At 59.8% G+C, this 14,224-nt stretch carries 14 protein-coding genes; 3 read left to right on the forward strand and 11 right to left on the reverse strand.

Going from position 1 to position 14,224, the window contains the following annotated elements; all coding sequences use genetic code 11:
- Positions 1–17: 17 nt before the first annotated feature.
- Entirely contained in the window at positions 18–431 is a 414-nt protein-coding gene (locus tag F475_RS06790) for a DUF6691 family protein (protein ID WP_018929681.1), read from the reverse strand.
- Between the two features lie 2 nt (positions 432–433).
- Positions 434–868 (reverse strand): YeeE/YedE family protein, encoded by a 435-nt coding sequence (locus F475_RS06795; RefSeq protein WP_111453505.1) that lies wholly within the window; start codon positions 866–868, stop codon positions 434–436.
- A 168-nt stretch (positions 869–1,036) separates the two neighbouring features.
- On the opposite strand from F475_RS06795, the gene F475_RS06800 reads away from it, so the two are divergent.
- Positions 1,037–2,533, forward strand: a complete 1,497-nt coding sequence (locus tag F475_RS06800) for a helix-turn-helix transcriptional regulator (RefSeq protein ID WP_111453506.1) — start codon at positions 1,037–1,039, stop codon at positions 2,531–2,533.
- Positions 2,534–2,726: 193 nt separating this feature from the next.
- Complete coding sequence (locus tag F475_RS06805) at positions 2,727–2,975, forward strand: DUF1652 domain-containing protein (protein ID WP_064618276.1); 249 nt, start codon at positions 2,727–2,729, stop codon at positions 2,973–2,975.
- A 454-nt stretch (positions 2,976–3,429) separates the two neighbouring features.
- Here F475_RS06805 and F475_RS06810 read toward each other — a convergent pair whose 3' ends face one another.
- The 3 genes from F475_RS06810 to F475_RS06820 form a co-directional block, all read right to left on the reverse strand.
- Positions 3,430–4,545 (reverse strand): Gfo/Idh/MocA family protein, encoded by a 1,116-nt coding sequence (locus tag F475_RS06810; protein WP_111453507.1) that lies wholly within the window; start codon positions 4,543–4,545, stop codon positions 3,430–3,432.
- Positions 4,546–4,732: 187 nt separating this feature from the next.
- Positions 4,733–5,500, reverse strand: coding sequence for an SDR family oxidoreductase (locus F475_RS06815; protein WP_018929676.1), 768 nt, complete (start codon positions 5,498–5,500; stop codon positions 4,733–4,735).
- 25 nt (positions 5,501–5,525) lie between these two features.
- Positions 5,526–6,593, reverse strand: coding sequence for a phosphotransferase family protein (locus tag F475_RS06820; RefSeq protein WP_111453508.1), 1,068 nt, complete (start codon positions 6,591–6,593; stop codon positions 5,526–5,528).
- A 188-nt stretch (positions 6,594–6,781) separates the two neighbouring features.
- On the opposite strand from F475_RS06820, the gene F475_RS06825 reads away from it, so the two are divergent.
- On the forward strand, positions 6,782–7,177 hold the full coding sequence (locus F475_RS06825; protein WP_111453509.1) for a DUF4280 domain-containing protein: 396 nt from the start codon (positions 6,782–6,784) through the stop codon (positions 7,175–7,177).
- Between the two features lie 194 nt (positions 7,178–7,371).
- On the opposite strand, the gene F475_RS06835 is transcribed toward F475_RS06825, so the two are convergent.
- The 6 genes from F475_RS06835 to tssH are packed head-to-tail and all read right to left on the reverse strand — an operon-like array spanning position 7,372 to position 14,223.
- On the reverse strand, positions 7,372–7,914 hold the full coding sequence (locus F475_RS06835) for a toxin-antitoxin system YwqK family antitoxin (RefSeq protein WP_111453511.1): 543 nt from the start codon (positions 7,912–7,914) through the stop codon (positions 7,372–7,374).
- Positions 7,915–7,926: 12 nt separating this feature from the next.
- Positions 7,927–9,936 carry a type VI secretion system tip protein VgrG gene (gene tssI / locus F475_RS06840; protein WP_111453512.1) on the reverse strand — a complete coding sequence of 670 codons (2,010 nt, stop codon included), beginning with the start codon at positions 9,934–9,936 and terminating at the stop codon, positions 7,927–7,929.
- A 14-nt stretch (positions 9,937–9,950) separates the two neighbouring features.
- Positions 9,951–10,619, reverse strand: a complete 669-nt coding sequence (locus tag F475_RS06845) for an endonuclease/exonuclease/phosphatase family protein (RefSeq protein WP_111453513.1) — start codon at positions 10,617–10,619, stop codon at positions 9,951–9,953.
- A 19-nt stretch (positions 10,620–10,638) separates the two neighbouring features.
- On the reverse strand, positions 10,639–11,355 hold the full coding sequence (locus F475_RS06850) for a hypothetical protein (RefSeq protein WP_111453514.1): 717 nt from the start codon (positions 11,353–11,355) through the stop codon (positions 10,639–10,641).
- Positions 11,356–11,406: 51 nt separating this feature from the next.
- Positions 11,407–11,664 (reverse strand): hypothetical protein, encoded by a 258-nt coding sequence (locus F475_RS06855; RefSeq protein WP_018929669.1) that lies wholly within the window; start codon positions 11,662–11,664, stop codon positions 11,407–11,409.
- A 15-nt stretch (positions 11,665–11,679) separates the two neighbouring features.
- Positions 11,680–14,223 carry a type VI secretion system ATPase TssH gene (gene tssH, locus F475_RS06860; protein ID WP_111453515.1) on the reverse strand — a complete coding sequence of 848 codons (2,544 nt, stop codon included), beginning with the start codon at positions 14,221–14,223 and terminating at the stop codon, positions 11,680–11,682.
- Position 14,224: the final 1 nt, after the last annotated feature.

Here is a 14,224-nt window from a genome sequence, read left to right on the forward strand (position 1 = left end):
TGGCTTGGCGGGGATGCTCAACGGCGGGTTTGCAGCGCTTTGAACATCAGCATCCCCGCCAGCATGGCGATGGCGAACACCCAGGCTTGCCAGTGCCCCGTCGGCAACAACACCAGTGCCGGGCCGGGGCAGATGCCGGCAATACCCCAACCGATGCCGAAGAGCAGGCTGCCACCGATCAGGCGTCGGTCCAGCTCACGGCTGACCGGCAATTGCATAGGCGCACCCAGCAAGGATGTCGGTTGTTTCATGGCCCAGTGAAACGGCCCCCAAGCCACGGCAATGGCGCCGATCATGACCAGCGCCAGTGACGGATCCCACAGGCCGGCAATGTCCAGAAAACCCAGCACTTTGGCCGGATTCGCCATGCCGGCCAGCAACAGGCCGACGCCGAACAGCAGGCCGGCGAGGAAAGCGGTCAGTTTGCGCATGTTCAATACCCCAGCAGATGGCGCAGGACGAACACCGTCACGAAGCCTGTGAACATGAAGCTCAATGTCGCGGCAATGGAGCGCGGTGACAGGCGCGAGATACCGCACACGCCGTGACCACTGGTGCAGCCGGAGCCATAACGAGTGCCGATGCCGACGCACAATCCAGCGATGATCAGCCCCACCGTACCGGTTTTGAATTCGATGGTCGGCCACACATGAAACAGCGCCCACACCAACGGTGCCGCCAACAGTCCAAGCAGGAACAGGGCTTTTTCACCTCGTCCTGAATCATTACGCTCAAGCAGGCTGCCCAACAGCCCGCTGATCCCGGCAACTCGCCCGTTGGCCACCACCATTACGCTGGCGGCCAGGCCAATCAGCGCTCCTCCCGCAAGGGCAGACCAGGGGGTGAAGTGAAGAGAATCAAACACCATGGCAACTCTCCGTATAGACAAAAAGCGGCACTAAACCACTCTTTCCGTATTGAGCATAGGGCTACTTTGGGAGGCCGCGGGTGCCGGGCTTTGCACTATCACAAACGCCTGCGGTCGTAATCTTCACTGGGCAGCGCGCAAAAGTGCCGCCGCAATTGTGGAGTTCCAATGAGCCAGGACGTCCTGAGCACTGAAACCAATCGCCGCCAGTTGCAGCAGATCATCGCCGGCCTGTCCGATGGGGTGATTCTGCTGGAGCTCGACCAGACCATTCTCTGGGCCAATGACGCCGCGCTGGCCATGCACGGTGTCAGCGAGATTGGCGAGTTGGGGGCCAATGCCGGGGAGTACGCCAAGCGTTTTGCCTTGCGTTATCGCAACAATCATCCGGTAGCGATCGAGAACTATCCGATCAGCCGCGTGGCCCATGGCGAGACGTTCAGCGATGTGATGGTGGAGGTGACGCAGCTGGAAAATGAAGAGCGCACCTGGGTTCACAGCGTGCGCAGCATGGTGCTGGCGGACCGTGCCGGTGAGCCGGAATCGTTGGTGCTGATCATGAACGATGTCACCGACTGGGCCAGCGCCGAGCAGCGTTTCGAAAGGACCTTCAACGCCAACCCGGCCCCGGCAGTGATCTGCCGCCTCAGCGATTTGCGCTACATCAAGGTCAACCAGGGCTTCGTGGACATGACCGGCTATGCCCGTGATCAGGTGATCGGCGCTTCGGCTTATGAGCTGGATGTGCTGGAGCGCGCCGAGAACAAGGACCTGGCCAAGCAGCGTCTGCGTGACGGCGCGACCATTCCGCAGATGCAGGCAGAACTGCAATTGGCCGACGGTGGCAGCAAGCAGGTGATCGTTGCCGGGCAACCGCTTGAGCTCAACGACGAAGCTTGCATGCTGTTTTCCTTCGTCGACATGGAGCTTCGGCACAAGGCCGAAATCGCCCTGCGCCAGAGCGAGGAACGGTTCGCCAAAGCGTTTCGCCTCACTCCGGTGCCGATCCTGGTGTGCCGCGCCGCGGACCAAGTAGTGATGGACGTCAACGAAGCCTTCCTGGAGTCCCTCGCATTTCCCAATGATGAAGTGCTCGGCAAGACCGTGGCGCAACTCGGCTTCATTGATGACGCGGGCGCTCGCACGCGACTGTTTGCGACCCTGGAGAAAAGCGGGCGCGTGGATCGTGTCGATGTCAGGGTGCGCCGGAAGGATGCCGGGCTGATTGATTGTGCGGTCTCGGCGGACACCGTGAACATTCAGGACGGCTCTTGCTATCTGCTGGTGTTGATGGACATCACCGAGCGCAAGCGCACCGAGTTGGAGTTGGTGTCGGCGATCGAAGAGGTGATGAAAGATGCGTCTTGGTTCAGCCGTACGCTGATCGAAAAACTCGCCAATGTGAAAAACGTCAATTCGCCGCAGTTGCCCAGTGTGTCGTTCACCGACCTGACCACCCGGGAGCGCGATGTGCTCGGCCTGATTTGTGAAGGCCTGGCCGACAAGGAGATCGCCGCGCGCCTGAAACTCGCGCCCAATACAGTGCGCAATCATGTGTCGACGGTGTACTCCAAGCTCGATGTGCATAGCCGTAGCGAGGCGATTGTCTGGGCTCGCGAACGAGGTCTGTTCTCCGGCGTGAAGCGGACCAAGGGGCAACGTTAAGGTGCAAATGCACTAGTGCGGGTGGTGCAATTTCATGTATTGATCAGATGGGGCTTTTTCTAGGCTGTCGGGGTGCGAGACGTGGCTTGGGCCCGGTATCGCGTCCTCTTCGATGCAGCTGAAGGAACAACCTCATGGGTGCGAAAAGAACAGGCGGGCAGTCGACGTTACGCTGTCGCCAAGGTGAGTCGGGATGAGTTACCTGGTGCAATTGCGTATGCGGTTGGAGCGGAGCTTTTTGCCGTTGGCCTGTGAGTGTGCGCTTGCCGGGGATAATTCGTTGACGGTGAAGCTTTACCATCCGGCGACAGGGCAGGTGGATCTGGTGGTCAGCGGGTTGAACGTGGCGACGCTCCGGACGCCGGAGGCAGTGGCGGCGTTGATTGAAGAGCTGCGCTATGAGCTTGAAAGCAGTGGTTTGAATCGATCCTCCGCTCTTTAGGCGTCATATCCCGCAGGCCTGCGGTAATGGAATGGTCGCAGTCTTTCTGGCATTGGCGGGTAGCTAAGCTATAAGGAATGCGAGGGTATTTCTTTTCTGTGACAGGGCCGCGGGTTCGCGGGATGGTTTTCGAGTCGCGGAAAATGTCGATTACTTACCGCGGGTCAGCCTATGAACAATTTTGGGAAATGTGCTTTTTCACCACTGTCGCTCGCACTCTGCATGGCAATTCTCGGTGGTTGCGCCAGTCCGCCGCCTCCACCCCCGGCCGTACCGCCACCGACACCGGTTCGTACCTGTTCGACCACCGAAAGTACCGATGTACAGGGTGATATGAGGGCTGAAGGGCAGGTGACCCGAACCACGACCCTGACCCGTTGCGTCACTCAGTAAACCGGGTCCGGTGTACCGCCAGTAGCACGTGCAACTGGCGGTGTATGACCTGAGCGTCGGTTCAGACTTCCTCGATCCTGACCCACCGCGACTCTCGTGCCGCCAGACGAATCGCTGTTGCCAGGCGTTCGACTTCCCACGCCTGCTCGAAATCGGTCCCGTCCTGGCCGAGACCGGCCAGCGCCATCACCAACTCATGCACTTCAAGGGTCTTGAGTTCGTTGTAACCCAACTGGTGCCCCGGCGCCGGGCTGAAGGCGGCGTAACCCGGCAAATCCGGCCCCGCCAGCAGCCGTTGGAAACCGTTTTGCCCGGCACGATACAGCCGCAGTTCATTCAAGCGTTCCTGATCGAACGCCAGGGTGCCTTGGGTGCCGCTGATTTCAAAACTCAGGTGATTCTTGTAACCGTGTTTGAGCCAGCTGCTGCTGAACGTCCCTCGCGCGCCATTGGCGAACCGCAGCAACGCGTGGACCTGATCGTCGACCGCGACCTCGCGTCGTTCCTGACCGCCCGCCGTCACGGGGCGTTGCGCATGTACGGTCTGGGTATCCGCGCACACCGCCTCGACGTCGCCCAGCAGATGACGGGCCATGGCCAGTAAATGACTGCCCAGGTCCGCCAGGGCGCCGCCGGCGTAATTGGCGTCGCAGCGCCAGGACCAGGGTGAAACGGGATCGGCCATGAAGTCTTCGCTGAACTCGCCCTGGAAACTGATGATCTGCCCCAGCGCGCCGTTTTGAATGAAATCCCGAGCCAGGCCGATGATCGGGTTGTGCTGATAGTTGTAACCCACCCGCGTCACCACGCCTGCGGCTTTGGCTGCAAGGCGCATGGTACTGGCCTGCTCGAGGCTCACCGCCAGCGGCTTTTCGCAATACACCGGTTTACCGGCGGCGATGGCAGCCATGGCCATGGGGTAGTGCAGATGATTGGGGGTGGTGATGGCGATCAGGTTGACCTTGGGGTCATCGATCAACTGTTGCCAGTCACTATGAGCCGCCTCAAAGCCCCAGGCATCGGCGCAGTGGCGGGCGCGCTGCGGGTCGGCGTCGGCAAGGGCGGCGAGTTTGAGCTTCAGCGGCAATTCAAAAACAGCGCTGACATTGCGAAAGGCCAGGGCGTGGGCGCGGCCCATGAAACCTGTGCCGATGAGTCCGATACCGAGTTCGCGCATAGCCGGGGTCCTTTGGATTTTTATTTTCAGGAGGGCTATTTATGGAATAAAAATTCGCAATATGCAAATTTCGGAATAAATATTCTTGTAGTGAGAGTGCCAATCCCCCTACGCAGGGGCGGGGTGCACGCGAGGGAAACAAAAAAGGCAGCCCTGAGGCTGCCTTCGGTTTATTCGCAAAACCGAATCAGGACAGGAACCCGCCATCCACATTCAGCGAAACCCCGGTCGTATAGCTGGAAGCATCACTCGCCAGGTACAACACCGCACCGGCCATTTCACTCGGATCCGCCACGCGCTTGAGTGGAATCTGCTGCAATGCGGTGTTCAAAATTGCCTCGTTCTTCACCAGCGCCGATGCAAACTTGGTGTCGGTCAAACCCGGCAGCAAGGCGTTGCAGCGAATGCCGAACTGCGCGCATTCCTTGGCGAATACTTTGGTCATGTTGATCACCGCTGCCTTGGTCACCGAGTAGATGCCCTGGAAGATCCCCGGCGAGATGCCGTTGATCGAGGCGACGTTGATGATGCTGCCGCCACCGTGTTCGCGCATCAGCTTGCCGGCTTCCACCGACATGAAGAAGTAGCCGCGAATGTTCACGTCGACGGTTTTCTGGAAGGCGCTGAGGTCGGTGTCCAGCACGTTGCAGAACTGCGGGTTGGTCGCGGCGTTGTTGACCAGGATGTCCAGACGCCCGAATTGTTCGCGGATGGCGGCGAAGACCTGGGTGATCTGTTCCATCTCACCGATGTGGCAGGCAATGGCGGTGGCCTTGCCGCCGGCGGCGATGATCGCGTCGGCGACGTGCTGGCAGCCGTCGAGCTTGCGGCTCGAAACGATCACGTGGGCGCCTTGCTGCGCCAGCAGTTTGGCGATGGCTTCACCGATGCCGCGACTGGCACCTGAGACGAAAGCGATCTTGCCGTCGAGGTCGAACAACTGAGTCTTGGACATGATTTTTCCTTGTTATGGGGCCCGATCAGAGGCTGGATTTCTGAATGACCTGCAAGCTCATCTGCTCCAGCAGTTTGTTCATGTGAATGAACTGTGCGAAGCGTTTGTCCTGGGTCTGACCATGGAAGAAGCGGTAGTAGATCTGCTGTACGATGCCGGCCAGACGGAACAGGCCATAGGTGTAGTAGAAGTCAAAATTGTCGATCTGGATGCCGGCGCGCTCGGCGTAGTAATCGACGAATTCGCGGCGGGTCAGCATGCCGGGGGCGTGGCTTGGCTGGCGGCGCATCAGTTGCACCGGTGCCGGGTCGTCGGCTTCGATCCAGTAGGCGAGGGTGTTGCCCAGGTCCATCAGCGGGTCACCGAGGGTGGTCAGCTCCCAATCCAGCACGCCGATGATCTGCATCGGGTTGTTCGGGTCGAGGATCACGTTGTCGAAGCGGTAATCGTTGTGGACGATGCTCGACGTCGGGTGATCGGCTGGCATTTTGTCGTTGAGCCAAGCCTTTACCGCTTCCCACTTCGGCGCGTCCGGGGTCAGGGCCTTCTCGTAGCGCTCGCTCCAGCCTTTGATTTGCCGCGCGACATAACCTTCGGGTTTACCGAGATCACCCAGGCCATAAGCCTTGTAGTCGACCCGGTGCAATTCGACGAACTTGTCGATGAAGCTCTTGCACAGGGTTTCGGTCTTCGCTGAATCAAGACCCAGTTCCGGTGGCAGTTCGGAGCGCAGGATGATGCCCTTGACCCGTTCCATCACATAGAACTCGGCGCCGATCACCGATTCGTCAGTGCAGTGCACGTAGGCTTTGGGGCAATAGGGAAAACCGTCCCGTAGCTGATTGAGGATGCGAAATTCACGGCCCATGTCGTGGGCGGACTTGGCTTTGTGGCCGAACGGCGGCCGACGCAAGACGAATTCCTGTTCGGGGTATTCCAGCAGGTAAGTCAGGTTCGACGCACCGCCCGGAAACTGGCTGATCACAGGCAAACCACTCAGACCCGGAATGTGCGCCTTGAGGTATGGATCGATCAGGCTGGCATCGAGTTCTTCGCCAGAGCGGATACGGGTGGACTGGTCAGTAAGCGCCATGCTTATCCCTTCTGCTTATTTTGGAGGCCAGACATCATTGGCTAATCTAATGGCGCGCCGGGGTGGCCACAAGCGCGGCACGGTCTTATAGGTTAGCGTGTTGCCGGATAATCAGCGTTCCTGATGTGCGCGAACAGGCGCGGCGGACTATGGTTCAGGGAGCGTCGCTTCCAGGAAGGAGATTCAACATGGGCTGTCCGCAAGTTTGCGCCACCGCGACCCTGCAATGCAGTTTCGGCGCGGCGCCGGCGGTACTCAACGTGCTGCCAGTGAACCGCACAATGACCGGGGGCATGCCGGCGGCGAACATCATGGACCACATTCCGTTGGTGAACGTCATGCCGTTCGGCACGTGCATGAGCATGGCCAACCCGATAGTCGCGGCCGCCACCGCCGCGGCGCTTGGCGTGCTGACGCCGATGCCGTGCATCCCGGCCACCGCCACCCCGTGGATCCCCGGCGGCGCGCCGACCCTACTGCTGGGCGGCATGCCGGCCATCGATGCCAACAGCACCTTGATGTGCAACTGGGCCGGAGTGATCAAAATCGTGATGCCGGGGCAAATGCAGATGCTGATTCCCTGATCGCCACAACCTCTGTAGCAGCTGGCGAAGCCTGCGTTCGGCCGTAGCAGCTGTCGAGCTTGCGAGGCTGCGTTCGGCTGCGAAGCAGTCGTAAAACCTGAGACTGCGGTACATCAGGCAGACCGCATCAGCCGGACTTGCGACTGCTTCGCAGCCGAACGCAGCCTCGCGCTGCTCGGCAGCTGCTACAGAACTTAGGCTTGAGCAGGATCGCTCCAGCGTCTGAACCACCAGCGCACCCGTGAGATCGGCTTGCCGTCGGCGTCCAATGGTCGTCCGTCGCTGGCGAAGCCCTGTTCCGGTTCCAGCAATTGACCATTGAGATATCGAGCCTCGACGGCCGGCCTGCCGTTCGGATGAAAGCGCTGATAACGCCCGTCGCGCACGCCGTCGCGGTAGAACTCGACCTCCGCCAGTTGCCCATCGGGAAAGTAATTGAACGCCTCGCCATGCAGCAGCCCCCGGTGGTAAGTCGCCTTGCGCTGAAGACTGCCTTCGGGGGCATAGAAACTGGCAACCCCCTGCAGCTTGTCATGGACAAACGGCAGCTGCGCCGAGACCTTGCCATTGGGGTGGTAGAGCAGGGTGGTGCCTTGCAGCTCGCCGTGGCTGTAGTGCAAATCAGCCTGCGCGCGCCCGTCATCCTTGATGTGCAGCGCACCGTCGAGCTGGCCATCGAGCAGGCGCCCTTTGAGCTGTTTATCGTTCTGTTGCAAATCCAGCGGCGTGATGGCCATGGCGTCTCCTCATCAGTTGACCTGCACCAGACCACCCTTGATGGTCAGCATGCCGCCACCATCCACGGTCTGCGAAGCTGCACCCTTGTTGGTCAGGCTGATCCCGGCATCGTTGGTCATCGTCGTGCCGGCCTTGTTCTCCAATGAGGTACCAGCCTGATTGCTCAGAGAGGTCCCGGCCTTCTGGCTGATCGAAGTACTGGCCTCGGCCGCCAGATCGGCGCCGCTCTTGATCGCGAAACTGCCACCGCTTTGCAGGGTCAGGGTGCCGGTCACTTTGATGGTCAGGTTGCCGTCCACCGTCAGGCTGTAATCTCCGGTGACCTTGTGCGTGTAATTGCCGCCGGTACTGTGGGTCTGGTCAGCGCCCACGGTCACCGTGCGGCTGTCCTTCACATCGAGCGTGTCGCTGCCGGTCTGGATGGTCACGCTGCGTTTGCCTTTTTCCAGGGTCACGGTCTCGTCGCCGTCCTTCACCGTGCGCGTGCGAGCGTTCTGCACGGTCAGGGTTTCATCGTGGCCGACCGTGGCGGTGGTGTCGTTGAGCACGTTGATCTTCAGGTCTTTCTGCGCCTGCAAAAACACCTCTTCGGCGTCTTTCTTGTCCTCGAAGCGCAACTCGTTGAAACCGCCGCCGCCCTTGGACGATTGGGTCTTGATTCCCGACTGGGTCTGATTCGCCGGCAGCGCATAGGGCAGCGCGTTGTCACCGTTGTAGACGCAGCCGGTTACCAGCGGTCGATCCGGATCGCCATCGATAAAGGTCACGATCACTTCCTGGCCGATGCGCGGCACGAACTGCATGCCGAAGCCCTTGCCGCTCCAGGGCAATACAACTCGCACCCAACAGGAACTGGTTTCGTCGTTCTTGCCGTCGCGGTCCCAAGGGAACTGCAACTTGATCCGGCCGTATTCGTCGGTCCAGATTTCTTCGCCCGACTTGCCGACGACAATTGCCGTTTGCGGGTGCATGCGCGGTTTGGGGGTGATGCGTTCCGGGCGGTACGGCGTGGCCTTGGGGATTGCCTCGAAGCGATTGCGATAGCTGTCGTGACTGGCGTCATGTGTCACCGCCGTCACTACCCAATCGATGTTCAACGTTGAATCATCGTGCCCGGCGAGGGTGAACCAGTGCCCCGGCACCAGCCAGCGGCAGTCACTTTCACCGACAAAGCGTTTCTCCTGACTGCGCAAGCCGTCGACCCGCTGCTTGGTCAATGCATCGCCGCGCGCCTTGGCGTTGTAGCCGCCCGGATGTTCGTACATCGACCGTGGCCCGGCCACCGCTTCAGCCTGACCGTACAGCGAAGTGGTCGGGGTGGTGAATTCGTAATCCGTCGCCCGATACACCCCGGCCACCGCTTGCACACAGACTTGCCCGGAGCGAATGCCATGCAATTCACGCTCGCCCAACTGCTGGCCGAGATAGCTGACCTTCGGCCCGTTGGGGATCGGCACGAACGCGTCGTTGCTGTCGCCCAGCACCAGCGTGTGCTTGCCGTCCTCGTGGGTGAAAAACCAGAAAATCCCTTCTTCCTCCAGCAACCGCGAGACGAACGCGAAATCGGTTTCGCCGTACTGCACGCAGTATTCGCGCGGGGTGTAGCTGCCGCTGAGTGAGAGCTTGAAGTCGGTGAAGGCGTGGGCCTTGAAAATCGTGGTGACGATGTCTGAAGTGCTGAGGTTCTGGAACACGCGGTTGTTGCTGGCAAGGGTCAGCCACCAGAGCCATGGCCGTAGTACAAGCTGATAGCGCTCGGCGGTGGCGTCGGCGGGGAGTTGTCGGATTTCGGCGACCAGCGCGTCCAGCGGGCGGGTGAGGGCGTCGTTGTGCAGGGTGGCGGTGACGTGGGTGGCGACGGCGGTGGTCAGGGTGAGCGAGGAGCCGTCGTTGAGGCCGTTCAGAACTTGTGAGCCAAGGGCGTTCAGGGTTTCTTCGCCGGACAGCGACTCAGGGTAAAGCACCGACAGCGAAGCAGCGGTGAGGGAAAGGCTGGTGTTGCTGTCGGTGGTGCGGGGCATCAAGCGACCTCTTTTCAGGTTCTGACATCAAAAAGAATGGGGCGATGATCGGGGCCGCTCATATCAAACACGGTGTCCAGGTGGGTGATGTCAACCGGGACGACTTGCACATCAACCGAAGCCAGTACCCAGTCCAGGATTCCGCCCTTGCTTTGGGTCTGTCGACCTCCCCAGCATTCGTATGCGAGCCCTGCTGTATCGAGTTGCCCGACATTTTGATATTCCATATTCAGGTCGCCCGTGGCCACCCAGTTTCCACCCAGGGCGGTACAGGATTTGAGTTGGCTTTTGGTCAGCCCGGTCTGGCATGATTTGAAATGCGCCAGAAATACATAACCGGTGTAGCCGTTCACACCGGCAGCTTCGACGGCAATCAGATCCCGATTCAAACCATGCAAGCTGCCCTGACTGCACACTTGCAATGCTTCAAAACTTTTGACCATGACGATGTAGCCGTTCGAGTAGCCACCGGTGAAGGGGCAGACACGGTAATGGGAATAGACGCTGGCCAAGTATGACGCGTAGTTGTCCGTCTGGGCTGAGTGTATTTCGCATAGAAAAATAATGTCCGCGTCCCAGTCATCGCTTGAACAGCACTTGCTGATAAAAAACTCGACCTGAGTTTGTTTGTCCAGAGTGGAAGATTTGCCGTTTTTTTCGATGTTGAAACTGGCGATTCTCATGTTTCGATGCTCCCCGCAGTTACATCATGACGCAGGCGCCTTTCTTTTCGATGGGTTTCTCCCCCTGGAAGTGGAAGTACTTCCAATGGCATTTGAATTGGTCTCGATTGTGAAAAAGAAGCCTGGCCACATTGCACTCCTTGGCGCGTTTGTCATACGTCATGAACGGCGCACACAAAATCTGTGCGAACTCTTCCGCGCTGGTAGAGGCGCTGAGGTTGGCCTTCAGATCATTTATTTTTTTGATGAAGTTATTGATGTCATTTCCGACACAGCGGGCGGGTGAGTATCCCAGCATGGGGGAACAGATGCCGATGCTGGTTCCGGTCAACCACTGGCGCAAATTGAAAATACTAACCCAGCCTTGGTAGAGGATCGTTTCGTTTCCGACCTTTTGGAAGGTCAAACCGTGCTCCCAGGCTTGTATTGGGCCGTCGGTATTGATGTCTTGTCCGAAATTCAATACGGCGGTGTACAAGCCGTCTGCCGAACTTTCATTGATGGCAGCGCAGTATTTAGTGTTGGTTTTGTATTCAACGCCACATAGCCGCTTGACGACCCCTTGCATGACGGCGGTGCAAATATCATTACCCAGTAACGACTCATCATCCAGAACAGCATTTATTTTCTGGAAAGTGGTGTCGCTGTAGGCACGATTCAATAACATTTCGAATTCTACTGCCTTGTCTGGCTTTTCTGCGGGGCTTGAGCTGGAACTGGAACTGGCACCGAGCATGTGGTGTTACTCCTGTTTGTTCGACATCGCGTGTGGTGCTTTGTGAGTTTTTTAGTTGATATAAAAATGCTGTTTTGGTGCGCTGTCAGAGTTTATGCGATAGCCGCAGTAAGTCACTTCGGCGAGGTAGGTCTCGAGTCCGCCTGATGCTGTTTGCCGATAGCGGCTTTCAAAGCCGGTGTGCCAACCGTTTGTTATATAGACGGTCAGTACTTCGGAGGGCCAGGTCAGTCCAGCAAAATAATGGCTGATCTGGGTGTAGTCGGTTTGTGTTCCTATATACCCGGAACTTAGCATAAAGGCTGGCATTTCCTTCTCCTCCAGTTATTCCAACACCCACTCCGCCAGTTTCCCCGTCACCTGGGTCATCAACACATTCTCGACATCCCTCGCCCCGGCAGCACTGCACTTGGCCAACACCGCCTGCACGATCCCGGCATCGAACTCAAACTGCTTGCCGGTCGCGGCCTTGTACCGGCTGCGCAATTTCTCCAGCTTCGCCAACACAATCCCTTCCAGCGTCGCTTCATCCAGCGGTCGATACGCCACCACCGTCATGCGCGCCAGAAACGCCGGGCGAAAGGCTTTCAGCAGCACGTGATGCAGCACTTCGTTGAAGGCATCGGTGCCCAGTTGAGCGGTCGGTGTGTCGAGCAGCAACTCAGCCCCGACGTTGCTGGTGGCGAGCATTACGGTGTTTTTGAAGTCCACCACCAGCCCGGTGCCGTCTTCCATCACGCCTTTGTCGAAGACGTTGTAGAAGGCTTCGAGCACGTCCGGATGGGCCTTTTCGATTTCGTCGAGCAGCACCACCGAATAGGGTTTGCGCCGCACCGCTTCGGTGAGTACACCGCCGCTGCCGTAGCCGACGTAGCCGGGTGGGGCGCCTTTGAGTTGGCTGACGGTGTGGGCTTCCTGGTATTCGGAAAGGTTGATGCTGATCAAGTTGCGTTCGCCGCCATACAGCGCGTCGGCCAGGGCGTAAGCGGTTTCGGTTTTGCCGACGCCGGTGGGGCCGACCAGCAGGAACACGCCGACCGGTTTCTGTGGGTCGGTGAGGCCGGCGCGGTAGGCTTGCAGGCGTTGGGCGATGGTGTTCAGCGCGGTGCTCTGGCCCATGACGCGCAGGCCCATGCGCTGGCCGAGGGTGCGCACGGCATGGGCTTCGTCGGCGAGCATCTTGCCCACCGGGATGCCGGTCCAGCCGGCGATCACCGCAGCCACGGTTTTGCCGTCGACCTGTTCCGGCACCAGCGGATCATCCTGGCGAATGGCGTCCAGACCGGCCTCCAGGCGTACCAGTTCGGCGGCCAGATGATCGATGCGGCTGTCGGTGGCTTCGTCCGGTTTGTCGTTGTCGGCGCGTTCGCTCAAGGTGAGTAATTCGCGACGGGTTTCCAGCAGTTCGCGCACGGCGATCCGTTCTTCGTTCCAGCGGGTTTCCAGTTCGCGAATGGCCTGCACGTTACCCACGGATTCGGTTTCCAGCAGGGTGATGCGTTCACGGTGATCAAGCCCGGTGGCCTGTTCGCGGCGCAGGCGTTCGACTTCCTCCTTGAGGCTTTGCTGGCGGTGACGCAGGCTTTCCAGCGGTGGCGGCACGTCATGCTGGCCGAGGGCGACCCGGGCACACGCGGTGTCGAGCACGCTGATGGCCTTGTCCGGTAACTGGCGCCCGGAGATGTAGCGGTGGGACAGTTTCACCGCTTCGTGGATCGCCGCGTCGAGCACCTGCACACCGTGATGCTGTTCCAGTTTCGCAGCCACGCCACGGAGCATTTCTACTGCGGTGATTTCGTCCGGCTCCTCGACTTGCACCAACTGAAATCGCCGGGCGAGGGCGGGGTCTTTCTCGAAGTATTTTTTGTACTCAAGCCAGGTGGTCGCGGCCAGGGTGCGCAACTCGCCACGGGCCAGCGCCGGTTTGAGCAGGTTGGCCGCGTCACTGCCGCCTTCCGCGCCGCCAGCACCAATCAGCGTGTGGGCTTCGTCGATGAACAGAATGATCGGTTTGTCGGCGCTGCGCACCGCGTCGATCACGCCTTTGAGGCGCTGCTCGAACTCGCCCTTGACCCCGGCGCCAGCTTGCAACAGACCGAGGTCGAGTACCCGCAGGCTGACTTCCTGCAACGACGGCGGCACATCCCCGGCGGCAATGCGCAACGCCAGGCCTTCGATCACCGCCGTTTTGCCCACCCCCGGTGCGCCGACCAGGATCGGGTTGTTCTGCCGACGGCGCAGCAGGATGTCGATGCACTGACGAATCTCGCCGTCGCGGCCGACGATGGGGTCGATGCGCCCGGCGTGGGCATCGGCGGTCAGGTCCTGGGTGAACTGGTCGAGCACCGAATCCTGTTTCGGTTGCGGATGGCCGGCACTGACCGGCCGCGTGCCGCCAACGTGTTCGCGCGAGTTTTCGGTCCACTCCAGCAAATTACTGCGCAAGGCTTCCCGTGGAATTTTCAACAGCGACGAGGCGCTATTGAGCAGCAGGCTGCGACGTTCATCACGGTCGAGCAGGGCCAGCAGCAGCAAACCGGAGCGGATGCTCTCCAGGCCAAGCACACTGGCCTGAACCACCGCGTCTTCAAGCAGGCCGATGGTGTGCGCCGAAAGCGCCGGGGTGCGGGTGCTGCCGGATTTGAACAGTTCCAGGGCCTTGTTGATTTCCGCCGTCAGGGCATCGCGCTCCAGTCCGAAACGCGGCAGCAGCCAGGCGAAGTCACCGCCCTCGATGTCCAGCAACTCCAGCAGCAAGTGTTCGATTTCGACGTAATGATGACCCCGTTGCAGGCAGCGCTGCGCGGCCCGTTCGAGGGCGCGGCGGTTGTCCGGGTTGAGGCGTCCGATCAGGCTGGCCAGTTCCATG

The sequence above is a fragment of the Pseudomonas sp. URMO17WK12:I6 genome, assembly GCF_003253625.1.
Classification (GTDB): Bacteria; Pseudomonadota; Gammaproteobacteria; order Pseudomonadales; family Pseudomonadaceae; genus Aquipseudomonas.